Origin of the sequence: Bacillus sp. FJAT-27231 (assembly GCF_001183975.1) — a bacterium.
Lineage (GTDB): Bacteria > Bacillota > Bacilli > Bacillales > Domibacillaceae > Pseudobacillus > Pseudobacillus wudalianchiensis.
In genome coordinates, this window is record NZ_LFZU01000001.1 from 1,491,098 (window position 1) to 1,509,731 (window position 18,634).

The window sequence follows — 18,634 nt, forward strand, 5'->3', positions numbered from 1 at the left end:
TTCAAATAATTTGATGAGTCTTTTATAAGCAAGTTTTAAATGATTATTTCACTAGATAGATAGCTTCAACGATAAATAAAAAGGAAAGGCTGTTTTTAATGGAAATTAGGCACCTTCAGACATTTCAAATCGTAGTAGAAGAGCAAAATCTAATACAAGCAGCGATGCGTCTTAATTACTCACAACCTACTGTGACAAAACACCTGCAGCATTTAGAGGAAGAGGTTGGATTGCCTCTTTTTGAAAAAGTAGACAATCGTAAAAAATTAACCAAAACGGGCGAAATTCTTTATGAGCATGCAAAAAATATTTTAAATGAACTGTATACGCTGCAAAAGAAAATTAAGGAAAATAAGGGAGAAAAACAAATTATTCGTGTTTGTGGATTAGACGATTATTGTGACCGGTTTTTCCTGCCACAAATCATACACTTTCAAAAAAAGAATAAAAATGTTTTATTAGAGGTTTATTCCGTCAATAGCAGTGATGATACACTGAAAAAGGTCATCCATAACGAAGCGGATTTTGGCATTATTAGTGGCAGGCCTTTGCCCTCTGATATTTCTTATCACTGTATTGATTATGATGACTTAGTGCTATTTGCTTCACGTGAAGTAGCTAATGATCCTTCTAAAAAAGAAGAATATCTAGCAAAATTTCCAGTTCTATTGGATCATAGAGCCCCCTTTATAAAATTTGAAGTATTAAAAAAGGGAGCCCAGTTTCCAAATGCTATCCACTGTGATAGTGATGAAGGGATTAAGAGTGCTGTTCTTAACCAGCCCTATCTCGGAATTATTGCGACAGGCAGAATTAAAAAAGAGATCGCATCAGAGACTGTCACTATTTTGGAAACATACTCATCAAACGTTCCGATTAAACTCATTGCGCTTACAAAAAACCTAAGTAATCCAGTTTTTCAAGATTTTTATTCTTTGGTAAGTAAGGCATCTGGTTCATGATACGATAATAGGATGGTAAAACTTGTAAATAGAAGCCTGATAACAGCAAAAATGTTTTATGATGTAAAACGATCGAAGGGAAAAGGTCCTTTTATTCGTACATGGCGAGTAACGTTATTTATTTTTTGAAATTCGAAAAGCTTTTATACAAAGAGGCTTAGTAAAGGTAAAGTAAAATGGGTCTGAATTTGCTCTCTGTATACAGAGGTCGCATAATTCAGGCCTATTTTTATTTTCGTAAAAAAGCAACCGCAGTTTTTTACCTCATCCGCCTAAATGTTAAAAATTTTACTTTTTAAAGCATCAAACTACCTTATTAATGACTCATTTTATAGGGGGCTATTTTTATAATGATGATGTAGAAAGAAAAGGCTGCCTTTCACAATAGTTGGCTCAAAAGGATATGACTACTTACCGCCAAGTGATGGGCTATATTACCACGTTAAAAAGCTATGCTCTGTAAAAAATAATTGTGAGAATTCATTAATGAAAGCTTAGGGAAGGTTAGGTAGTGTACCTTTTTAGAGCATAACATCAGGAGGGAAATCATGGAGACGGGTTATAAAGGTACAAATAAAATGATCATAGGCATTGTTTTTGGGGTTATTACGTTTTGGCTCTTTGCTCAAGCAATGGTCAATGTGGTTCCGGCTGTACAGTCAGATTTAGGCATTTCCCTAGGAACGTTAAATATAGCGATTAGTTTAACGGCTTTATTCTCAGGAATGTTTATTGTTGCGGCTGGAGGGTTAGCAGATAAAATAGGGCGTAAAAGGATTGCAAATATTGGTTTTATTTTAAGTATAGTTGGCTCACTTTTCCTCGTTTTAGCTCAAGGGTCTGCCTTGTTAATTATTGGGCGTGTTATTCAAGGACTGTCAGCAGCGTGCATTATGCCCTCAACTATTGCTTTAATGAAAGCTTATTTCGAAGGGAAGGATCGCCAGCGTGCTCTTAGTTTCTGGTCTATCGGTTCATGGGGTGGGTCAGGTATTGCATCTTTTGCCGGTGGTGCAATCGCAACATATATGGGGTGGAGATGGATTTTCATTTTTTCTATCATCTTTGCTCTTCTTGGTATGTTCTTACTGAAGGATACGCCAGAAAGTAAACAAGAATCTACAGGTGCTTTTAAATTTGATTACATCGGATTAGTCATTTTTATTATCACCATGCTAGCTTTGAATATTTTCATTACTTACGGGGCAGATTTAGGGTGGACAAGCCCGCTTACTATTGGCGTCATTATTATTGCTGTCATTGGGTTAATCGGTTTCATCAAAGTAGAAAAAAGTAAAGATATCGTGCTGATTGACTTCGCTGTCTTTAAAAATAAGCCTTATACTGGCGCGACTCTTTCTAACTTCTTGCTAAATGCAATAGCTGGTACTCTCGTTGTAGCAAATACGTATGTACAAGTTGGCCGTGGATTTAATCCATTCCAATCTGGGATGCTATCCCTTGGATATTTAGTGGCAGTACTAGCGATGATTCGAGTTGGTGAGAAGATTTTACAAAGGGTTGGTGCAAAACTGCCAATGGTTTGGGGTGCCGTTATTACAACTATTGGTGTAGCGGTTATGGGATTCACTTTTTTGCCTGGTCTAATTTACACTGTTGTGGTATTCATAGGATTTGCTTTGTTCGGTCTTGGCCTTGGAATTTATGCAACTCCATCAACAGATACTTCTGTATCGAATGCTCCTGCTGATAAAGTTGGTGAAGCAGCTGGAGTTTATAAAATGGCTAGTTCCCTTGGCAGTGCATTTGGTGTCGCGATTTCTGCCACTGTTTACGGTGCCATTGCAGCAAATGGAAGTCTTGAAACAGCAGCGACAGTAGGAATTGGCGTAAACGTTATATTTGGTGTGCTATCCATTCTTTCTATTATATTTATGGTTCCAAAAGATGCCGGCAAAACATCAGATGATCCATCGATAAGAAGACGCTTTCCGATTCCAACCGAAAGTCATTAACTGAAAGGCATAAAAGAAGCGATAAGAGTCGAAGTTTTACCAACTAATTTGGGCATAGAATGGATGATCATTTTCTATGCTTCATAAAAGAAGGAGAGAAAAATAATGAGAAGTGAATTAATGACGATGTTAGAATCACGTAAAGATGAAATAATAGAAATTCGTCGCTATTTACATGAAAATCCCGAGTTATCATTTGAAGAGGAAAAAACAGCTCAATTTATAACCGATTTTTATAAAGGAAAAGATGTTGAAATACAAACGAATGTTGGGAACGGTTATGGCATTATCGTAACCATCAAAGGTGGGAAACCGGGGAAAACAATCGGTCTTCGTGCTGATTTTGATGCCCTTCCTATTACGGAGGAAACGAACGTGCCATTTAAGTCGAAGAATGAAGGGGTTATGCATGCATGTGCTCATGATGGACATACCGCCTACATGTTAGTTTTAGCAGATTGTCTAATTCAATTAAAAGACTCGATTGCAGGAACAATCAAGGTCATTCACCAGCATGCAGAAGAGGTGCCGCCAGGTGGAGCAAAAAGCATTGTGGAGTCAGGCTTAATCGACGACTTAGATGCCATTTATGGCATTCATTTGTTACCTATGGGACCTGCAGGAACAGTAGGCTATCATGCTGGCTATTCATTCAACGGAAGAGCATATATGAAGCTGAAAATTCAAGGAAGAGGTGGACATGGTTCCTCCCCTCATCTAGCGAATGATGCCATTGTTGCTGGTTCTTTCTTTGTTACGGCTGCTCAAACGATTGTTAGCCGCCGATTAAGTCCTTTCGAGGTGGGCGTTATTTCAATCGGATCATTTGATGGTAAAGGTACATTTAACGTTATTAAAGACAGCGTAGAGCTTGAAGGGGATATCCGTTATATGACCATGGAAACAAAAGAAAAGATCGAGAAAGAGATAAAACGGATTGTAAGAGGAATTGAAGAAGAATTTGGTGTAACCTGTGAGCTTACGTATACCCCAGATTATCCGCCTTTATATAACAACCCTGAGCTTACCGCAAAGGTTGCAGAAAGTTTAAGAAGCATGAATGATAAAGATATTAAAGAAGTGAAGGAGTTCCCGGCATTACCGCCATCTGAAGACTTTGCTTATTATGCTGAAAAATTTCCCGCTTGCTTCTTTTATATTGCCTGTTCACCAAAAGGGGTAGAAAAACCTTATTTTAACCATCATCCTAAATTTGATATTGATGAAGATGCACTTCTTGTAGCTGCAAAGGCTGTTGGACAAGTGGTTTGCAGCTACTTTGAAGTAGAGTGAAGAAAACTTCAAAAAATCTTTTTCAGCAGTCCATTTGGTTGAGTGGAGAGGTTTTTAGCTATTAAGCGTAATCAGTTCAAAAAGCGTAAGAAGCCTCTGCTCAACGTCCCGCCTTTTTTGTAGTATTCATTTAAAAAATACAATGAAGGCGGCTCTCAAAGTTATACTGTTTTGGAAGAGAGGGGAGATGGTCTTGATATGGGAAATACTTAATATTATAGGTACTATAGCTTTTGCTGTAAGTGGTGCCATTATTGCGATGGAAGAAGACTATGATCTATTGGGTGTTTGCGTTTTAGGGTTCACCACAGCATTTGGTGGCGGTGCAGTCCGCAACTTATTAATTGGAATTCCCGCCGAAACGATTTGGACTCAAGGTCATTTATTTGAAATTGCTTTTTTTGCAATTCTCATTGTTTTTTTACTGCCGTCTATTGTAATCAAATATTGGAAATTTGAAATAATTTTTGATGCCGTTGGTTTGGCCGCTTTCGCCATTCAAGGTGCGAATTATGCAGTCTCAATTGAAGCGCCATTAATTGTCGCAATTGTTGCAGCTACCATGACAGGAACAGGTGGCGGAATGATCCGAGATGTGTTTGCAGGTCGAAAACCGATGATCTTTCGTTCTGAAATTTATGCCTTATGGGCAGCATTAGCAGGTCTTGTTATCGGTTTAGGTTGGGTACACGGACCATATGCCACATTCATCTTATTAATTGCAATCGTTTTCTTTAGAATTTTATCAGTCCATTTTAAATGGAATTTGCCGCACAACAATCGTATTTAATAATAATCCCAGAATGACCATGCACACCAGGAGTTCTCTTTACTTCCTTATTCTACAAACGGATGCGATTATGGGAGATCCTATCTTTTATGAAACTGAGATGGAAATCACCTAGATAAGAATCTATTATGAGCAAATATCTATTCAAAGCAGCCTAATTTAGCAGCAAGGCAGTTCTCATTACAAATCCCTGTTATTTATGACACGAAGGAAATCTGCTGTTTTCTCCATCTTTTCCGTCCTTTCGCCTCCTTGGTAAAAATATAGTAAAAGCAATTCATCACCATGTTAGGTGATGAATGCTTGGTTGAAACCTTTACACGAGCTCTAATGTGAGCAACTTTGGATTTTCGATTAATGATTTAAACCGGTTTGTAAAGGCAACAGCCGTTCCGCCGTCTGCCACCCGGTGATCAAATGCCAGCGTTACATTCATCATGGAACGGATTACAATCTCATCCTGTTCATTCACAACCGGCATTTTCTTCGTTTTATGAAAGGCCATTAATCCGGTTTCTGGGAAGTTGATAATAGGCGTTGCTCCGATACTGCCCATCGGACCTACATTGCTAATGGTGAAGGTGCTTCCAGTCATTTCTTTTACAGTTAATCTGTTTTCCTGCGCTTTTTTTGTTAATTCTTTCATCTCATCGTGAAGCGTTCGCAATGATTTTTTCTCCACATTTCGCAAAACGGGTACGATTAATCCTTCATCAGAATCAGTTGCCAGTCCCATGTGGACTTCTTTTTCGAGCTTAATCACTTCTTTTTCTTCATCAAGCTTTGCGTTGAAAACAGGGTAGTCTTTTAATGATAGGGCGAGAGCTTTTATAAAAAAAGCGACAGCAGATATATTTACATTTAATGCTTTTAATTCTTTGCGATAGTCGAGCAAGTTGGTCATATCAATTTCTTCAAAATGAGAGACGTGCGGGATGGTATAAAGGGATTTCGCCATTTTAATAGCAATTTGTTTACGGCGCCCTTTAAATGGAATCACATCTGCTTGTTCTGAATCTGATCTTTTTTCGATTGTTGTTTGAGAATCTATAACTAAGTCGGCTGCTGCGGAGGGACCAAGCCCAGTATTGCCTCCATTTTCAATAAAGCGATAGACATCCTCAACGGTAATCCTTCCTCCACGGCCTGTCCCTTTCACTAACTTTAGATCAACTTGATGTTGTCTGGCAATTTTTCTAGTATATGGAGCGGCTTTTACTCTATCGGCAATTCTATTGCGTTTAGGTTTTTCCATTAAGTGTATTTTATCATTTTGAATGATGGTTTCAGCAGCTGGGGCACTTTCTTTCACACTTTCATTATGACTCATTGGATTCGTATTTTCTTTTGCTTCCACTGTCATGACCGTTGTACCAACAGCAATGGTTTTTCCTGTATCAACCAGAATATCTTTCACAATGCCTGTAACTGGAGATGTCAATTCTGCTACCATTTTTTCTGTTTGAACTTCCACTAATGGCTGGTCAAGATCAACTGGATCGCCTTTCTTGACCAAATAAGTAAGAACGTCTCCTTCTGTCATTCCTTCACCGATATCATGTAACTTCACTTCTATCATGTTCTTCCTCCTAAAAATTGATGACATTGTGAATGGCTTTTTGCACTCGAGCCGGAGTCGGCAAATAATGTTTTTCTAAAGCCCAAAACGGAACATGAACGTCTGCTCCTGTTACACGTTCAATTGGGGCTTTCATGTATAAAAAGGATGTATCATTGATAATGGAGATAATATCGTTGCCTAATCCTCCTGTAGCATGTGCTTCGTGAACAATTACACATCTGCCTGTTTTTTGAACGGATTCTGCGATGATGTCTTTGTCAATCGGATACAGGGTGCGCAGGTCAATAACATCGCATGTCACACCATCCTTTTCCGCTTCTTCTGCTGCTTTCACGGCAACCGGCATCATGGCACCCCAGGCAATGATGGTTACATCTTCTCCTTCACGCACTTTTTTGCCTTTGCCGATTTCAATTGTGTATTTTTCTTCAGGAACCTCACCGCGGACAGAGCGGTAGGATCGTAGTGATTCTAGAAACAATACCGGATCCGGGTCTTCGACTGCTGAAATGAGCAAACCTTTTGCATCATAGGGAGTAGAAGGACAAACGACTTTAATTCCTGGCATATGAGTAAACAAGGCTTCGACACTGTCGGAATGAATTTCTGGTGCGTGAACACCCGCTCCATACGGCGCTCGAATGACTAAAGGCACTGTAAATACCCCTTTTGAGCGATAGCGCATGCGTGTCGCATGAGTCATAATTTGCTCGTAAGCCGGGTAGATAAAGCCTAAAAATTGAATTTCTGCAATGGGAAGGAGCCCATTCATAGCCATGCCAATAGAGGTACCTATAATCCCTGCTTCACTCAAAGGGGTATCAAACACACGTTTTTCACCGAATTCCTGTTGAAGGCCATCGGTTGCGCGGAAGACTCCTCCGTTTTTGCCCACGTCCTCTCCAAGAATAATGACCTCGTTCTTCTCCTTAAGCATCGTACGCATCCCGTCATTAATCGCTTGAATGAGTGTCAGTTCTTTTGTTTTTGTCGCAGTCAACATCTTATTCTTCACCTCGCAAGTGTTTCATATATTGTTCCTTTTGTTCTCGAATGGTCCATGTAGGTGTTTCAAAAATATAATCATAGATGTCATTCACATCTGGAGGGGGCATCGTTTCCATTGCCCTAACTGCTGCTTCAATTTCTTCTGTTGCTTCATCATGCACTTTTTGAATCCAAGCATCGTCCCAATAACGGTTTCTTTTCATAAAAGATTCCAGGCGGGTGATAGGATCATTCTCTCGTCGTGTTTCACTTTCTTTTTGATCACGGTACTTAGTAGGGTCATCAGCAGTTGTATGAGCGCCGTACCGCCAAGTTATGGCTTCAATGAGTGTTGGTCCTTCACCGTTGCGTGCTCGTTCAAGTGCTTTCTTTGTCTCAAAGTAAACGGCAAATATATCATTTCCATCCAAGCGAACACCTGGAATTTCATAAGCGATCGATTTTTGAGCAATTGTTTTTGAGTTCATTTGTTTTGAAATGGGAAGGGAAATCGCATAGCCGTTGTTTTGATTAAAGAAAACGACGGGTGCCTGATACACACTGGCAAAGTTTAATCCTTCATGAAAGTCGCCTTCAGATGTAGCGCCATCGCCAAAATAAGCGATCGCTGCCTGCTTGGAGCCTTTGAATTTTGCGGCCATCGCAGCCCCGGTTGCAAGGGGGAGCTGGGTAGCGATCGGAACGGACGGCGGCAATATTTTTTTTCCTTCAGGCGGAAGATTGCCTTCAACTCGGCCGTTCCATGAGGATAAGATGGAGTAGGACTTTCCAAAGGTAATGCTTGCTGCGTGATCACGGTAGGTTGGAAACATCCAATCATCTTCATCAAGCGCTAATGCACTGCCAACTTGAGCAGCTTCCTGACCTTCAAATGGGGGATAAGTCCCTAATCGGCCTTGACGCTGTAAGTTTTTTGCTTTGCGGTCTAATGTTCTCATGCAAACAAGCTGACGATAGAAAGTTCGGACTAAGTCTTCTGTGATCTCACTTTTATAAGCTTCATCTACAAGCTGTCCATCTTTGTTCACTACTTGCAGGACAGGAAATTGAATTTCCATGTCCTTGTTTGCTTTCTTTTCTGACACAAACATTTTCTCCACTCCTCTATAATTTCCTTGAAAAAATAGAATTTTCAAAAATAAGAGCATTTAATGTCTCACATCTTAATACATAAAAATTTATCGCGCAAATACTTACTTTAACGCGCTTTTTCTTTTAGGTATCAGCATTTCACTGCGTTAAAGTGGGGGTTTAACTGCTGATATTGCTGCGACTTTAGACATCTCCTACTTGTCTATTAAGCGGCGAACAAGTAGAACAGACAAGCTTTATAGATCATGCTTTCGGGTATTTCTCTAGTATGGTCCCATAGAATGAACGCGATGGTTTTGTGATAAAATTTAAGCCATGTACTTAGTGTTTGTTTTAACCTTTAGGAAGTTATTGTGATTTCAAAGAAATTTTTACGTGGATAAAACGGATAATGGACTTTTTGAAAAAATAAAGAGGAGCTTTATGAATGGAACCATCGTTATCGCTGATACCGGTTGGACAGCTGCTTTTTAAGCGGTAGATTTGAAAATAAAATAACTAGGACGCCACTCTTTGCAGGAAGGCATTTTTTTAGTAGACGTTAAATTTTCTAGCTAACGGATACTTGTTGTTTTTACAAACTTTTATTGATAAAAGATAAAAAGGAGAATGAAAGCCGATGAAACAATCAATCCATAAAAAAGTGTGCGTGATCACAGGCGGAACTGGCGGAATCGGGTATCATCTTTCATTAGGGTTTCATGAGGCGGGCTATCAAGTGATTGCGTTAGACAAGGAGCAGCATAAACCTTTGACAGAGGAAATCGAGTTTATTAAAACGGATGTCAGCATACCGGAAGAGGTTCAGAGCGCGTTTGAGCAAATCGCTGCCAAATGCGGAACGGTGCATGTACTTATTAATAATGCGGCCATTTCTTCATTCTCTAAACCTATCTCTGACATTTCCATTGAGGAATTTGATGCTGTGATCCGTGTTAATTTACGAGGCAGCTTTATTTGTGCGAAAAAGTTTATACAAGCAAACAGCGGCCAGGCCTATGGGCGAATTATTAATATTGCTTCCACAAGATGGAACCAAAATGAAGCCGACTGGGAAGCATATGGCTCGTCAAAAGGAGGGATCGTTTCCTTAACGAACACATTGGCGGTGTCTCTTAGTGACAGGCCGATCACTGTGAATGCGATAAGCCCCGGCTGGATACAAACTGAAGAGTATGAAAAATTAACGGATACAGATCATGCCCAGCATCCATCCGGCCGTGTCGGCATTCCGCGAGATATTGTTAACGCCTGCTTGTTTTTGGCAGACGAGCAGAATGATTTTATCAATGGTCACAATTTAGTGATCGATGGCGGTATGACAAAGAAAATGATTTATGAAGAGTAGTGTTGGATAAGAAGAGGATGGCAGCCATTATCTTAGGAAGGCATTTAACATAGAAGTGGTTAATGTGCTTTTCTAAGAATGGCTGTGCGTAAATAATAGGTGGCGATCAAATAATGATTAGTAATTTTTATAAATGAGCCAGGTACTGTGTGCTGGTTATGTGATTCAGTACAGACAGATGACTCATTATTTTCGCCGTTTGATTAAAGTTTAGAATAATATGATTATGTAAATTAAAAATGACACCTCGTTATCTTTACTAATCATTTGCTGAAACTTCAATTGAAGTAAAAGAGTCCCATACTATTGGACAGTTCTATTCGTCGATCGTGTCAGGCGAGTCCCTATATAAAGATATTTTCGGAAAAGCAGCGGATATGACCGGCGATTTTGTAACAGGAAAGATCATATTTGATGCATTAAGCAACATGGTTTGTCAGCGTACTATCACAGAACTTCCAAGATTGAATCATGAGTCAATGAACCAATATACAATGCATATTTAAATAACTATTAGATCACTCAGGCATGGATTTACTTAATCCATGCCTTTATTTTATTGGCCATCAAGCTATTGATTGTCTATTTTAACTTCTATTAGTAGTAATTGTCTTACACCTAATTGCTCTTATCAGAAGGAGAAGATAGGTTCTTTAAGACAGCTGGAAAGACGAGAAAAGTTTTCTTCTCTAATAAACTTTGCGCGAAAATACAAATTTTGGCGCATGTTTAAAGTGGACAGTTCTGTCATTAGATGATGATAGAAATAGATTTTATTCTGAGTTGTAGTATAAAGATTAAGTAACATAAGTGCTGTGTTTCCCCTTCGCAACTAATCATTTTTAGTGATTCTATTAGTAACTGTCATTAATTGTTGATTCAATTTTCAGAAAAGTGTTGACAATTTTGTATCTTTTCCATTAAAATCAAAATAATTCCACAAGAATAAAAAAGAATCAACAACAATAAACATAAGTATCAACAAAATTCTTTTACAACACTGATTTAACAAAAATATTAGTATGATCGAGGTTGAATCCATGTCACTATCATTTGAAGAAAGAAAGAAAACCATTTTAGAAATATTGGAAATTGATGAGAAAGTAAAAGTTCGCTCTGTCGAAAAAATCCTTAACGTCTCTGGCGAAACCATTAGAAGAGATCTGGACCGACTGGAAAAGGAAGGGCTGGTGAAAAAAGTATACGGCGGAGCAATTAAAGCCAAAAATTCAATCGAGCCGTCGTTTGATCAAAAAACTACAATAAATACAGCTGAGAAATTAGAGATCTGCCAAATGGCTGCAAGTTTAGTAGAAGATGGGGATGTCATTTTTATTGGTCATGGGACTACAGCTTATGAGCTCGTTCGTTTTTTAAATAACAAAAAAAATGTCACAGTTGTTACTTCTTCTTTACCGGTTCTGATGGTGGCAACAGAACAATTCAATGGAAATATCATTTTTATTGGCGGTGAGTATGAAGGTAATCAAAAGTTTACCAGCGGCCCACTGGCTCAAATGATCCTGGAACAGCTAAGGGCAGATAAAGCGTTTATTGCAGCTGGAGGAGTTTCTCTTAATGATGGAATATCAGATTATGATCTAGCTGGTGCAAGTAACTGCAAAAAAATGATAGAACGGGCAGAAGAGGTTATTATATTAGCTGATTCTTCCAAATTTGGCCGCACCACTTTTGCAAAAATTTGCTCACTTTCGGATGTTTCCACGATTATTACAGACGAGCACTGCCCTAAGCAATGGGGCGATAAGCTATTAAAGCATAATATAGAATTATTGATTGCTAATAATAAAGAGTATGTAACCAATACAAATAGTCAGAGGGAGGGCGAAAAATGAATCTATTTAAAGACAAACATACCGTCTTACAACAATCAATTGATTGGTGGAATCCCGGAAAAACTAAGCAATGGCAAGAAGACGGTGTAGATATTGTAATCGGTAAAAGAGAGGGCTATTATTTCTACGATATGGACGGAAAACAATTGATGAATGCTCACCTTAACGGAGGCACATATAATTTAGGGCATCGCAACCCTGAAATTATTGCTGCCCTAAAAGAGGCAACCGACTATTTTGATATTGGAAACCATCATTTTCCCTCCATGGCTCGCGCACAATTAGCAGAAGACTTAGCTGCCTGTACACCTGAGGGGTTGAAGTATACCATTTTTTCAAGTGGGGGCAGCGAAGCCATCGATGCAGCTTTAAAATGCGCTCGATATGCAACTAAAAGAAAAAAGCTCATTTCCATTAAAAATGGTTACCACGGTCACACCGGGCTGGCAGTTTCTCTCGGCAATGAAAGATACTCAAAACCATTCTTAAGCCAGGGAGACCCGAATGAATTTATTCATGTTCCATTTAATGATTTGGACGCGATGGAAAGAGAGCTGAGAAATGAAGATATTGCCTGTGTTATTATCGAAACTATTCCAGCAACTTACGGCTTCCCTCTTCCTGAACCGAATTACCTTTCATCAGTGAAGAAATTATGCGAAAAATATGGTTCTTTATATATTGCAGATGAGGTTCAAACTGGACTAATGAGAACCGGTAAGATGTGGGGAATTGAGCATTACGGAGTAAATCCGGATATTTTAGTTACCGCTAAAGGGCTGAGTGGAGGTATCTATCCTATTGGAGCGACCATTGTAAATGAACGTGCCGGAAGGTGGATGCACGAAGATGGTCTAGCTCATATCTCAACGTTTGGTGGAGCTGAATTGGGATGTGTAGTTGCAATGAAAGTATTGGAAATTTCGCAACGAAAAGAAGTTATTAAAAACGTGGAATATGTTGCGCGCTATTTGCGTACCGGCTTGGAATCTATTCAAAAACAATTCCCGGATTTCTTTGTCGGAATCCGTCAGTTAGGTGTTGTCATGGGATTGGAATTTAACCATCCGGAAGGTGCAAAATATGTGATGAGTTCTTTATATAAAAATGGTGTGTGGGCGATCTATTCCATGCTTGATACGAGAGTATTGCAATTTAAGCCTGGTCTGCTGTGTAACAAAGAATATTGCGATGAGCTCCTCTTGAGATGTGAAGTAGGCATTAAAGAAGCCATGCAAACAATAAAGCGTTTCTGAATACTGCAATAAAAGCGGGTGGGAGAGGTGAAAACAAATTTCTGCTTTTATCTGATAAAGTAAAGGAGACAATGATATGACTCAGACAAATCCTGAAAGTGTAGAATTTTCTGTACAAAAATTTAACTTTATTGCTCACGATGCCATTAGTAATTTTTCTTTTTTAAATAATGCACTAGTTTCTCTGCTGGATTATTCGGAAAACTATACGTACTTAATTACAGAAGAGAAAACAAATCAAAAACACATATTGCGTGTATGCCGGCCTAATTATCACACGAAAAGTCAAATTGAAAGCGAAATGGTGTGGTTAAAATCACTTCACGAACAATCTCCTATTGAAGTTTCACTGCCAATACCTAATGACCAGGGGGAATATGTCCAGAGTACGTGGGTAGACGGAAATGTTTACTATAGTACTCTATTTACTTTCCTAGAAGGGGAAGCTCCTGATGACAATGATGAAAGCGCTTTAATAAAACATTTTTTTACTATTGGTTACATTACCGCACAGTTCCATAACCAGAGTGTAAAGCAACATCAACTATACGATCAATTTGATCGAATCATTTGGGATTATGATACTATCCTGGGTGATACCCCTAAATGGGGGAAATGGCAGGATGGCCTAGGTCTTACTCCTGAACGAACCCATTTATTTGAAAGGGTATGTGCGACCATTAAAAAACGGCTAGATCGTTTTGGAAAACACAAAGAGAACTTTGGGTTAATTCATTCCGATCTCAGGCTGGCTAATTTAATCATTGAAGGTGAGCAGATCAAAGTGATTGATTTTGATGACTGCGGTTTTGGCTGGTATCTTTATGACTTAGCTACATCCTTAAGCTTCATTGAGCATAAACCATATGTACCTGCCTTAATTAATTCCTGGCTTGAAGGTTACAAAAAAATCAGGCCGCTGTCAGAAGAAGAAGAAAAAGAAATTCCAACATTTATTATGATGAGAAGGCTGCAGCTTATCTCCTGGGTTGGAAGCCGAGATAATGAAACTACACGAACACTAAGCAGCCAATTTACCATTGATACTGATCCTCTAGCGCATGAATATTTGTTAAAGCATGAGTAAAGTAGACTGAATATTCAATAAAATAAACAAGAGGAGGGAAAGTATGGCGAGTGAGAATTTGGAATTGAAAAAATCACTGACACCTCTGCATTTATGGGCGATTGGGGTAGGAATTGTTATTTCCGGCAACTATTTCGGATGGAATTTTGGATTAAGTGAATCAGGATATTTAGGCATGCTGATTGCAACGATCTTAATGGCTGTGATGTACACATGTATGTGTCTTGGTATCTCGGAACTATCCACAGCGCTGCCTTATGCCGGTGGTCCTTATTCATTCGCCAGACGCGCAATGGGCCCCTATATTGGATTTATAACCGGTATAGGCGTCGTATTACAGTATTTTATTGCTGCCCCAGTTATTGCAATCGGGATAGGCGCCTATATTAATTTCCTATTCCCTGCAGTCAGTACTATTGCAGCAGCTGCTTTTATGTACTTGTTTTTTATGGCTATACACATTATTGGGATTAAAGAATATGCCACACTCGAGATGATCTTTGTCTTTGTTGCACTTGGGTTGTTAATCCTTATGTATTTTGTAGGCTTGCCGCAGATCGAAGTAAAAAATTTATTCGGAAGTGGAAATGCCCCGTTAATTCCTGGAGGAATAAAAGGCGTTTGGTCAGCCATTCCATACGCTATGTGGTTATTTTTAGCCATTGAGATGCTGCCTATGTTGTCAGAAGAGTGTAATGATGTCAAAAAGGATATGCCAAAAGGGATCATTTCCGGAATGATTACTCTACTGATTTTATCAATGTTAACAACCACAGTAGCGATTGGCCTTGCTGGGGTTGACGTGATGACGGTAGCGGAAGATCCACTGCCGGCAGCAGTAGGGGCAGCTTTCGGTAATTCTTATTGGCTTTCGCAAGTTTTAGCGTCTGTGGGTCTTGTAGGCTTGATTGCCAGCTTTTCAGGAGTTATTTTAGCCTATTCAAGGCAAATCTTCGCCTTATCAAGAGCCGGTTACCTGCCAGGATTTTTATCCAAACTTCATAAATCAAGAAGAACCCCTTATTTAGCGATTATCCTGCCGGGAATCGTAGGGCTGTTGTTAGTAGTTATGTTTAATCCGAATGATTTAATTTTGATTTCTACATTTGGTGCGCTCGTCTCTTATATCACGATGAACCTATCGGCACTAATATTAAGAAAAAAGGAACCGAACCTTCATCGGCCTTTTAAGACACCATTATATCCAATTACACCAATTGTGTCGCTTATGCTAGCTGTGGTTTCTCTTTTCGCCAGTTTCTTTGCCAATCTAACGTTCTTCTTTGTCTGCATCGCTGTCTTTGCGTTGTCAAGTATCTACTATTATGCATGGGCCAGACACCGGATCAACAAAGATGCACCAGAAGAACAATTTGCACACCAGTCTGTATCGGACTCAGTCCCTAGTGCGCCTGCCTCAAGACATGCCGAGTAAAAGGTAAAGTAAAGAGCCTGACGAGAGGACGTTTTAAGCAATGAAAAAAGATCTTCCTGAGTGCGTAATTTTTGACAAGGATGGGACATTAATTGAATGCGCTTCCATATGGATTCCCTGGGCTGAGGATATTTATCAATATGTCACTGAAAAAATTTCCCAGCCTTTCTTTTCTTATTCAGACTTGTCTCAGTCTTTCGGTATTAGACCTGGAAATGCCCACCTTGATCCTAGAGGACCTTTAGCCATTGGAAGTGTCTTGGAAGGGGAAATTATTCTTTCTTCAAAATTATATGAAGCTGGCCTCTCATGGGACCAAGCTGTTTTATTGGCGGCAGAAGCATCCTCCTTCGCCAATGAGAAACAAAATGAATCATCCGCTCTACAGCCAATAAAGGGTGTGAAAGAGTTCATTACCCTGCTACACCAAAAAGAAATCCCCATGGGGGTTTTGACAGCGGATGATACTGTGAAGGCTGAAAAACATTTAAAAGCTGTAGGATTGGATTCTTATTTTGATTTCATTATTGGAAGTGATCAAGTGGAAAGAGGGAAACCTTTTCCGGATATGGCCTACTTGGTAAGTGAAAAATTTGGCTTTGCTTTGTCCAACAGCCTAATAATCGGTGACACTAATGCTGATATGTGTTTAGGCAAAAATGCTGGAATGAGAGCTTGTATTGGTTTTATTCCAGCTACAGAAGAAAAAAAAGATTATTTAGTGGATGCCGATTTTATAATGGAGCGTTTTGATTTTCGCTTAATTGAATCCTTCTTTAAATAAAGGAGTGAATATAATGGACCGCATTTTGATTGAAAAAATCACAGAAATGGTCTTGTCAAAAATTCAGAACGATACAACCTATTTGCCACTTTCGGATGCTGAATTGACAGATTGGAAAAGATTAGACTTAAACGGTCTCTCCTGTTTACCAACCTGTGAAACAAGCAACGAAGCTAGGCCTTTGACAGAAGAAGAGTTAAGGGATTGGGACACATTGAATGCATTTTTTCAAACTTCCCCTCATCCTCACGCATCGCGACCAGCTGAGAAAAAACAAATTCAATTTCATAAGTATGTCTAATTAGAGTCTTATTTACAGAGGAAAGGAGTGATAGTGGTGATCTTAGATGCAGACTTGCAGTCAATACAGGAAATGAGAATAGCAGTTCAAAAAGCAAAGAAGGCACAGCAACAATTTCTGAGCTATTCTCAGCAGCAAATTGATCATATTGTTCAGAGTGTAGCTGAGGCTGCTTTTTCAAAATCGGCTTATTTAGCGGGATTAGCAGTTGAAGAAACGAAAATGGGCATAAAAGAACATAAAAAAATTAAAAACGAGCTTGGATCAAAAGGAGTCTATGAGTCAATTAAGCATGTAAAAACAGTAGGTGTGATTAATGATGACATTAAGAATAAAGTCATTGAAATAGCTTATCCCTATGGAGTTATTGCAGCCATCACTCCTACTACCAATCCAACGTCTACCGCCATCTACAAAACGCTGATTGCCTTAAAAAGTCAGAACAGTATTGTATTCAGCCCTCATCCAACAGCGGCTGAGTGTACAGTAGAGGCACTGAAAATATGCCAAGAAGCGACGTTGCAGGCAGGGGCGCCGGAGGGGATAATTGGATGGGTTTCACGTCCATCCATGACGGCTACGACAGAATTAATGAAACACCGGGATATCAATCTCATTTTAGCAACAGGAGGAGGGGGACTTGTCCGGGCGGCTTATAGTTCCGGTAAGCCGGCTTATGGAGTCGGTCCAGGGAATGTGCCAGTTTATATAGATCAATCAGCCGATGTTAATAAAGCGGTAAAAATGATTGTAGATAGTAAAAGATTTGATAATAGTACTATCTGCGCCACAGAGCAGGCGATCGTCGTCCATTCAGCTATTAAATCTAGAGTGATGGAAGAGCTGAGCAAAAATAAAGTCTATCTCCTTAACCCTCAGGAAAAAAGCAAGGTTGCTGCAATAATCTCACCTGCACTCGGAAAAATCAACCCGGGGATCGTAGGCAAACCAGCTGTTTATATCGCCAAAATGGCAGGCATTTCAGTACCGAAAGAAACGGTTATTCTTTTAGCAGAAGAAGTAGAAATTGGAAAAGAGTTTCCCTTTTCTCTAGAAAAGTTGTCACCGGTTTTTGGGTTGTATACAGCAGGGGACGAGAGCGACGCTATCACTATTTGTGAAAAGCTTTTAAATATAGGGGGGAGAGGCCATAGTGTTTCAATTCACTCAAAAGACGACCAGCAGGTTAAGCGCTTTGCTGAGAAAATGCCGGTTTCACGTGTGTTGGTGAATACATTGGCTTCAATTGGAGCAGCTGGAGGAACAACGGGATTAACCCCTTCCTTTACCCTTGGCTGCGGGTCTTACGGCGGCAATATAACATCTGATAATATTACGGTCCACCACTTGATAAATATCAAAAGAGTCGCTTATGGAATAAAAGAGGTACCAATTCCTGTCCCAAAAGAGACTCAAGTAGTTATCGAGGATAACGTGCAGGATGATATATATAGTGTGGTAGATCAGATAATCAAGAAAAAAGGGATTCAGGCTGTTAACTCCACGGTTATCGCCAAGTTAGTAAGTGATGTTTTACAAAATTATCAAACTAAATCATTAGGAGGAAATTAAGATGGCTAAAGAAATTAACGGTGCATTAGGAATGATTGAAACACGAGGTCTGGTCCCTTCCATTGAAGCAGCAGATGCTATGGTGAAGGCAGCCAATGTCAATATTGTTGGAAAGGTGCATGTTGGGGGTGGAATTGTCACGGTATTGGTCACAGGAGATGTTGGGGCTGTAAAAGCAGCTACGGAGGCGGGCAGTGAAGCGGCTCAGCGTGTCGGGGAGCTTCTTTCTGTTCATGTGATTCCGAGACCGCATACGGAATTGATCAGCATTCTTCCAAAAGCGTAAAACCAG

At 39.6% G+C, this 18,634-nt stretch carries 16 protein-coding genes; 13 read left to right on the top strand and 3 right to left on the bottom strand.

What is annotated here, in order from left to right:
* Positions 1-98 precede the first annotated feature (98 nt).
* The 4 genes from AC623_RS07110 (at position 99) to AC623_RS07125 (ending at position 5,021) form a co-directional block, all read left to right on the top strand.
* Positions 99-962 (top strand): LysR family transcriptional regulator, encoded by an 864-nt coding sequence (locus AC623_RS07110; RefSeq protein WP_049661772.1) that lies wholly within the window; start codon positions 99-101, stop codon positions 960-962.
* A 545-nt stretch (positions 963-1,507) separates the two neighbouring features.
* On the top strand, positions 1,508-2,938 hold the full coding sequence (locus AC623_RS07115) for an MFS transporter (protein WP_231603597.1): 1,431 nt from the start codon (positions 1,508-1,510) through the stop codon (positions 2,936-2,938).
* A gap of 105 nt (positions 2,939-3,043) precedes the next feature.
* Positions 3,044-4,231 carry an amidohydrolase gene (locus AC623_RS07120; RefSeq protein ID WP_049661776.1) on the top strand — a complete coding sequence of 396 codons (1,188 nt, stop codon included), beginning with the start codon at positions 3,044-3,046 and terminating at the stop codon, positions 4,229-4,231.
* A gap of 193 nt (positions 4,232-4,424) precedes the next feature.
* On the top strand, positions 4,425-5,021 hold the full coding sequence (locus AC623_RS07125; protein ID WP_049666350.1) for a trimeric intracellular cation channel family protein: 597 nt from the start codon (positions 4,425-4,427) through the stop codon (positions 5,019-5,021).
* Positions 5,022-5,337: 316 nt separating this feature from the next.
* Here AC623_RS07125 and AC623_RS07130 read toward each other — a convergent pair whose 3' ends face one another.
* Genes AC623_RS07130 through pdhA form a run of 3 tightly spaced genes read right to left on the bottom strand, consistent with a single transcriptional unit; the run spans position 5,338 to position 8,669 of the window.
* Positions 5,338-6,600, bottom strand: coding sequence for a dihydrolipoamide acetyltransferase family protein (locus tag AC623_RS07130; RefSeq protein ID WP_197090949.1), 1,263 nt, complete (start codon positions 6,598-6,600; stop codon positions 5,338-5,340).
* Between the two features lie 10 nt (positions 6,601-6,610).
* The gene (locus tag AC623_RS07135; protein WP_049661778.1) at positions 6,611-7,606 is read right to left on the bottom strand and encodes an alpha-ketoacid dehydrogenase subunit beta; all 996 of its coding nucleotides are present in this window, start codon (positions 7,604-7,606) and stop codon (positions 6,611-6,613) included.
* Position 7,607: 1 nt separating this feature from the next.
* A complete protein-coding gene (gene pdhA, locus AC623_RS07140) occupies positions 7,608-8,669 on the bottom strand; it encodes a pyruvate dehydrogenase (acetyl-transferring) E1 component subunit alpha (RefSeq protein WP_049666355.1) in 1,062 nt (353 codons plus the stop codon).
* Between the two features lie 653 nt (positions 8,670-9,322).
* Here pdhA and AC623_RS07145 point away from each other — a divergent pair.
* From AC623_RS07145 to AC623_RS07185, 9 genes are all read left to right on the top strand, one after another.
* Positions 9,323-10,051 carry an SDR family NAD(P)-dependent oxidoreductase gene (locus tag AC623_RS07145; RefSeq protein ID WP_049661780.1) on the top strand — a complete coding sequence of 243 codons (729 nt, stop codon included), beginning with the start codon at positions 9,323-9,325 and terminating at the stop codon, positions 10,049-10,051.
* 1,040 nt (positions 10,052-11,091) lie between these two features.
* A complete protein-coding gene (locus AC623_RS07150) occupies positions 11,092-11,907 on the top strand; it encodes a DeoR/GlpR family DNA-binding transcription regulator (RefSeq protein WP_049661781.1) in 816 nt (271 codons plus the stop codon).
* Complete coding sequence (locus tag AC623_RS07155; RefSeq protein WP_049661783.1) at positions 11,904-13,163, top strand: class-III pyridoxal-phosphate-dependent aminotransferase; 1,260 nt, start codon at positions 11,904-11,906, stop codon at positions 13,161-13,163. Before AC623_RS07150 ends, AC623_RS07155 begins: the two co-directional genes overlap by 4 nt.
* A 76-nt stretch (positions 13,164-13,239) precedes the next feature.
* Positions 13,240-14,250 (top strand): phosphotransferase enzyme family protein, encoded by a 1,011-nt coding sequence (locus AC623_RS07160; protein WP_049661785.1) that lies wholly within the window; start codon positions 13,240-13,242, stop codon positions 14,248-14,250.
* A 43-nt stretch (positions 14,251-14,293) separates the two neighbouring features.
* Entirely contained in the window at positions 14,294-15,685 is a 1,392-nt protein-coding gene (eat, locus tag AC623_RS07165) for an ethanolamine permease (protein ID WP_049661786.1), read from the top strand.
* A gap of 40 nt (positions 15,686-15,725) precedes the next feature.
* Positions 15,726-16,469, top strand: coding sequence for an HAD family hydrolase (locus AC623_RS07170; protein ID WP_049661788.1), 744 nt, complete (start codon positions 15,726-15,728; stop codon positions 16,467-16,469).
* Positions 16,470-16,482: 13 nt separating this feature from the next.
* Positions 16,483-16,770, top strand: coding sequence for a hypothetical protein (locus AC623_RS07175; protein ID WP_049661789.1), 288 nt, complete (start codon positions 16,483-16,485; stop codon positions 16,768-16,770).
* Positions 16,771-16,806: 36 nt separating this feature from the next.
* Entirely contained in the window at positions 16,807-18,342 is a 1,536-nt protein-coding gene (locus tag AC623_RS07180) for an aldehyde dehydrogenase family protein (protein WP_049661791.1), read from the top strand.
* Position 18,343: 1 nt separating this feature from the next.
* Entirely contained in the window at positions 18,344-18,628 is a 285-nt protein-coding gene (locus AC623_RS07185) for a BMC domain-containing protein (RefSeq protein ID WP_049661792.1), read from the top strand.
* The last annotated feature ends 6 nt before the right edge of the window (positions 18,629-18,634 follow it).

Bases quoted from the DNA above. Each gene is read 5' to 3' on its own strand.
- AC623_RS07110 (WP_049661772.1), top strand. From the start codon at position 99: ATGGAAATTAGGCACCTTCAGACATTTCAAATCGTAGTAGAAGAGCAA.
- AC623_RS07120 (WP_049661776.1), top strand. From the start codon at position 3,044: ATGAGAAGTGAATTAATGACGATGTTAGAATCACGTAAAGATGAAATA.
- AC623_RS07130 (WP_197090949.1), bottom strand. From the start codon at position 6,600: ATGATAGAAGTGAAGTTACATGATATCGGTGAAGGAATGACAGAAGGA.
- AC623_RS07135 (WP_049661778.1), bottom strand. From the start codon at position 7,606: ATGTTGACTGCGACAAAAACAAAAGAACTGACACTCATTCAAGCGATT.
- pdhA (WP_049666355.1), bottom strand. From the start codon at position 8,669: ATGGAAATTCAATTTCCTGTCCTGCAAGTAGTGAACAAAGATGGACAG.
- AC623_RS07145 (WP_049661780.1), top strand. From the start codon at position 9,323: ATGAAACAATCAATCCATAAAAAAGTGTGCGTGATCACAGGCGGAACT.
- AC623_RS07150 (WP_049661781.1), top strand. From the start codon at position 11,092: ATGTCACTATCATTTGAAGAAAGAAAGAAAACCATTTTAGAAATATTG.
- AC623_RS07155 (WP_049661783.1), top strand. From the start codon at position 11,904: ATGAATCTATTTAAAGACAAACATACCGTCTTACAACAATCAATTGAT.
- AC623_RS07160 (WP_049661785.1), top strand. From the start codon at position 13,240: ATGACTCAGACAAATCCTGAAAGTGTAGAATTTTCTGTACAAAAATTT.
- eat (WP_049661786.1), top strand. From the start codon at position 14,294: ATGGCGAGTGAGAATTTGGAATTGAAAAAATCACTGACACCTCTGCAT.
- AC623_RS07170 (WP_049661788.1), top strand. From the start codon at position 15,726: ATGAAAAAAGATCTTCCTGAGTGCGTAATTTTTGACAAGGATGGGACA.
- AC623_RS07175 (WP_049661789.1), top strand. From the start codon at position 16,483: ATGGACCGCATTTTGATTGAAAAAATCACAGAAATGGTCTTGTCAAAA.
- AC623_RS07185 (WP_049661792.1), top strand. From the start codon at position 18,344: ATGGCTAAAGAAATTAACGGTGCATTAGGAATGATTGAAACACGAGGT.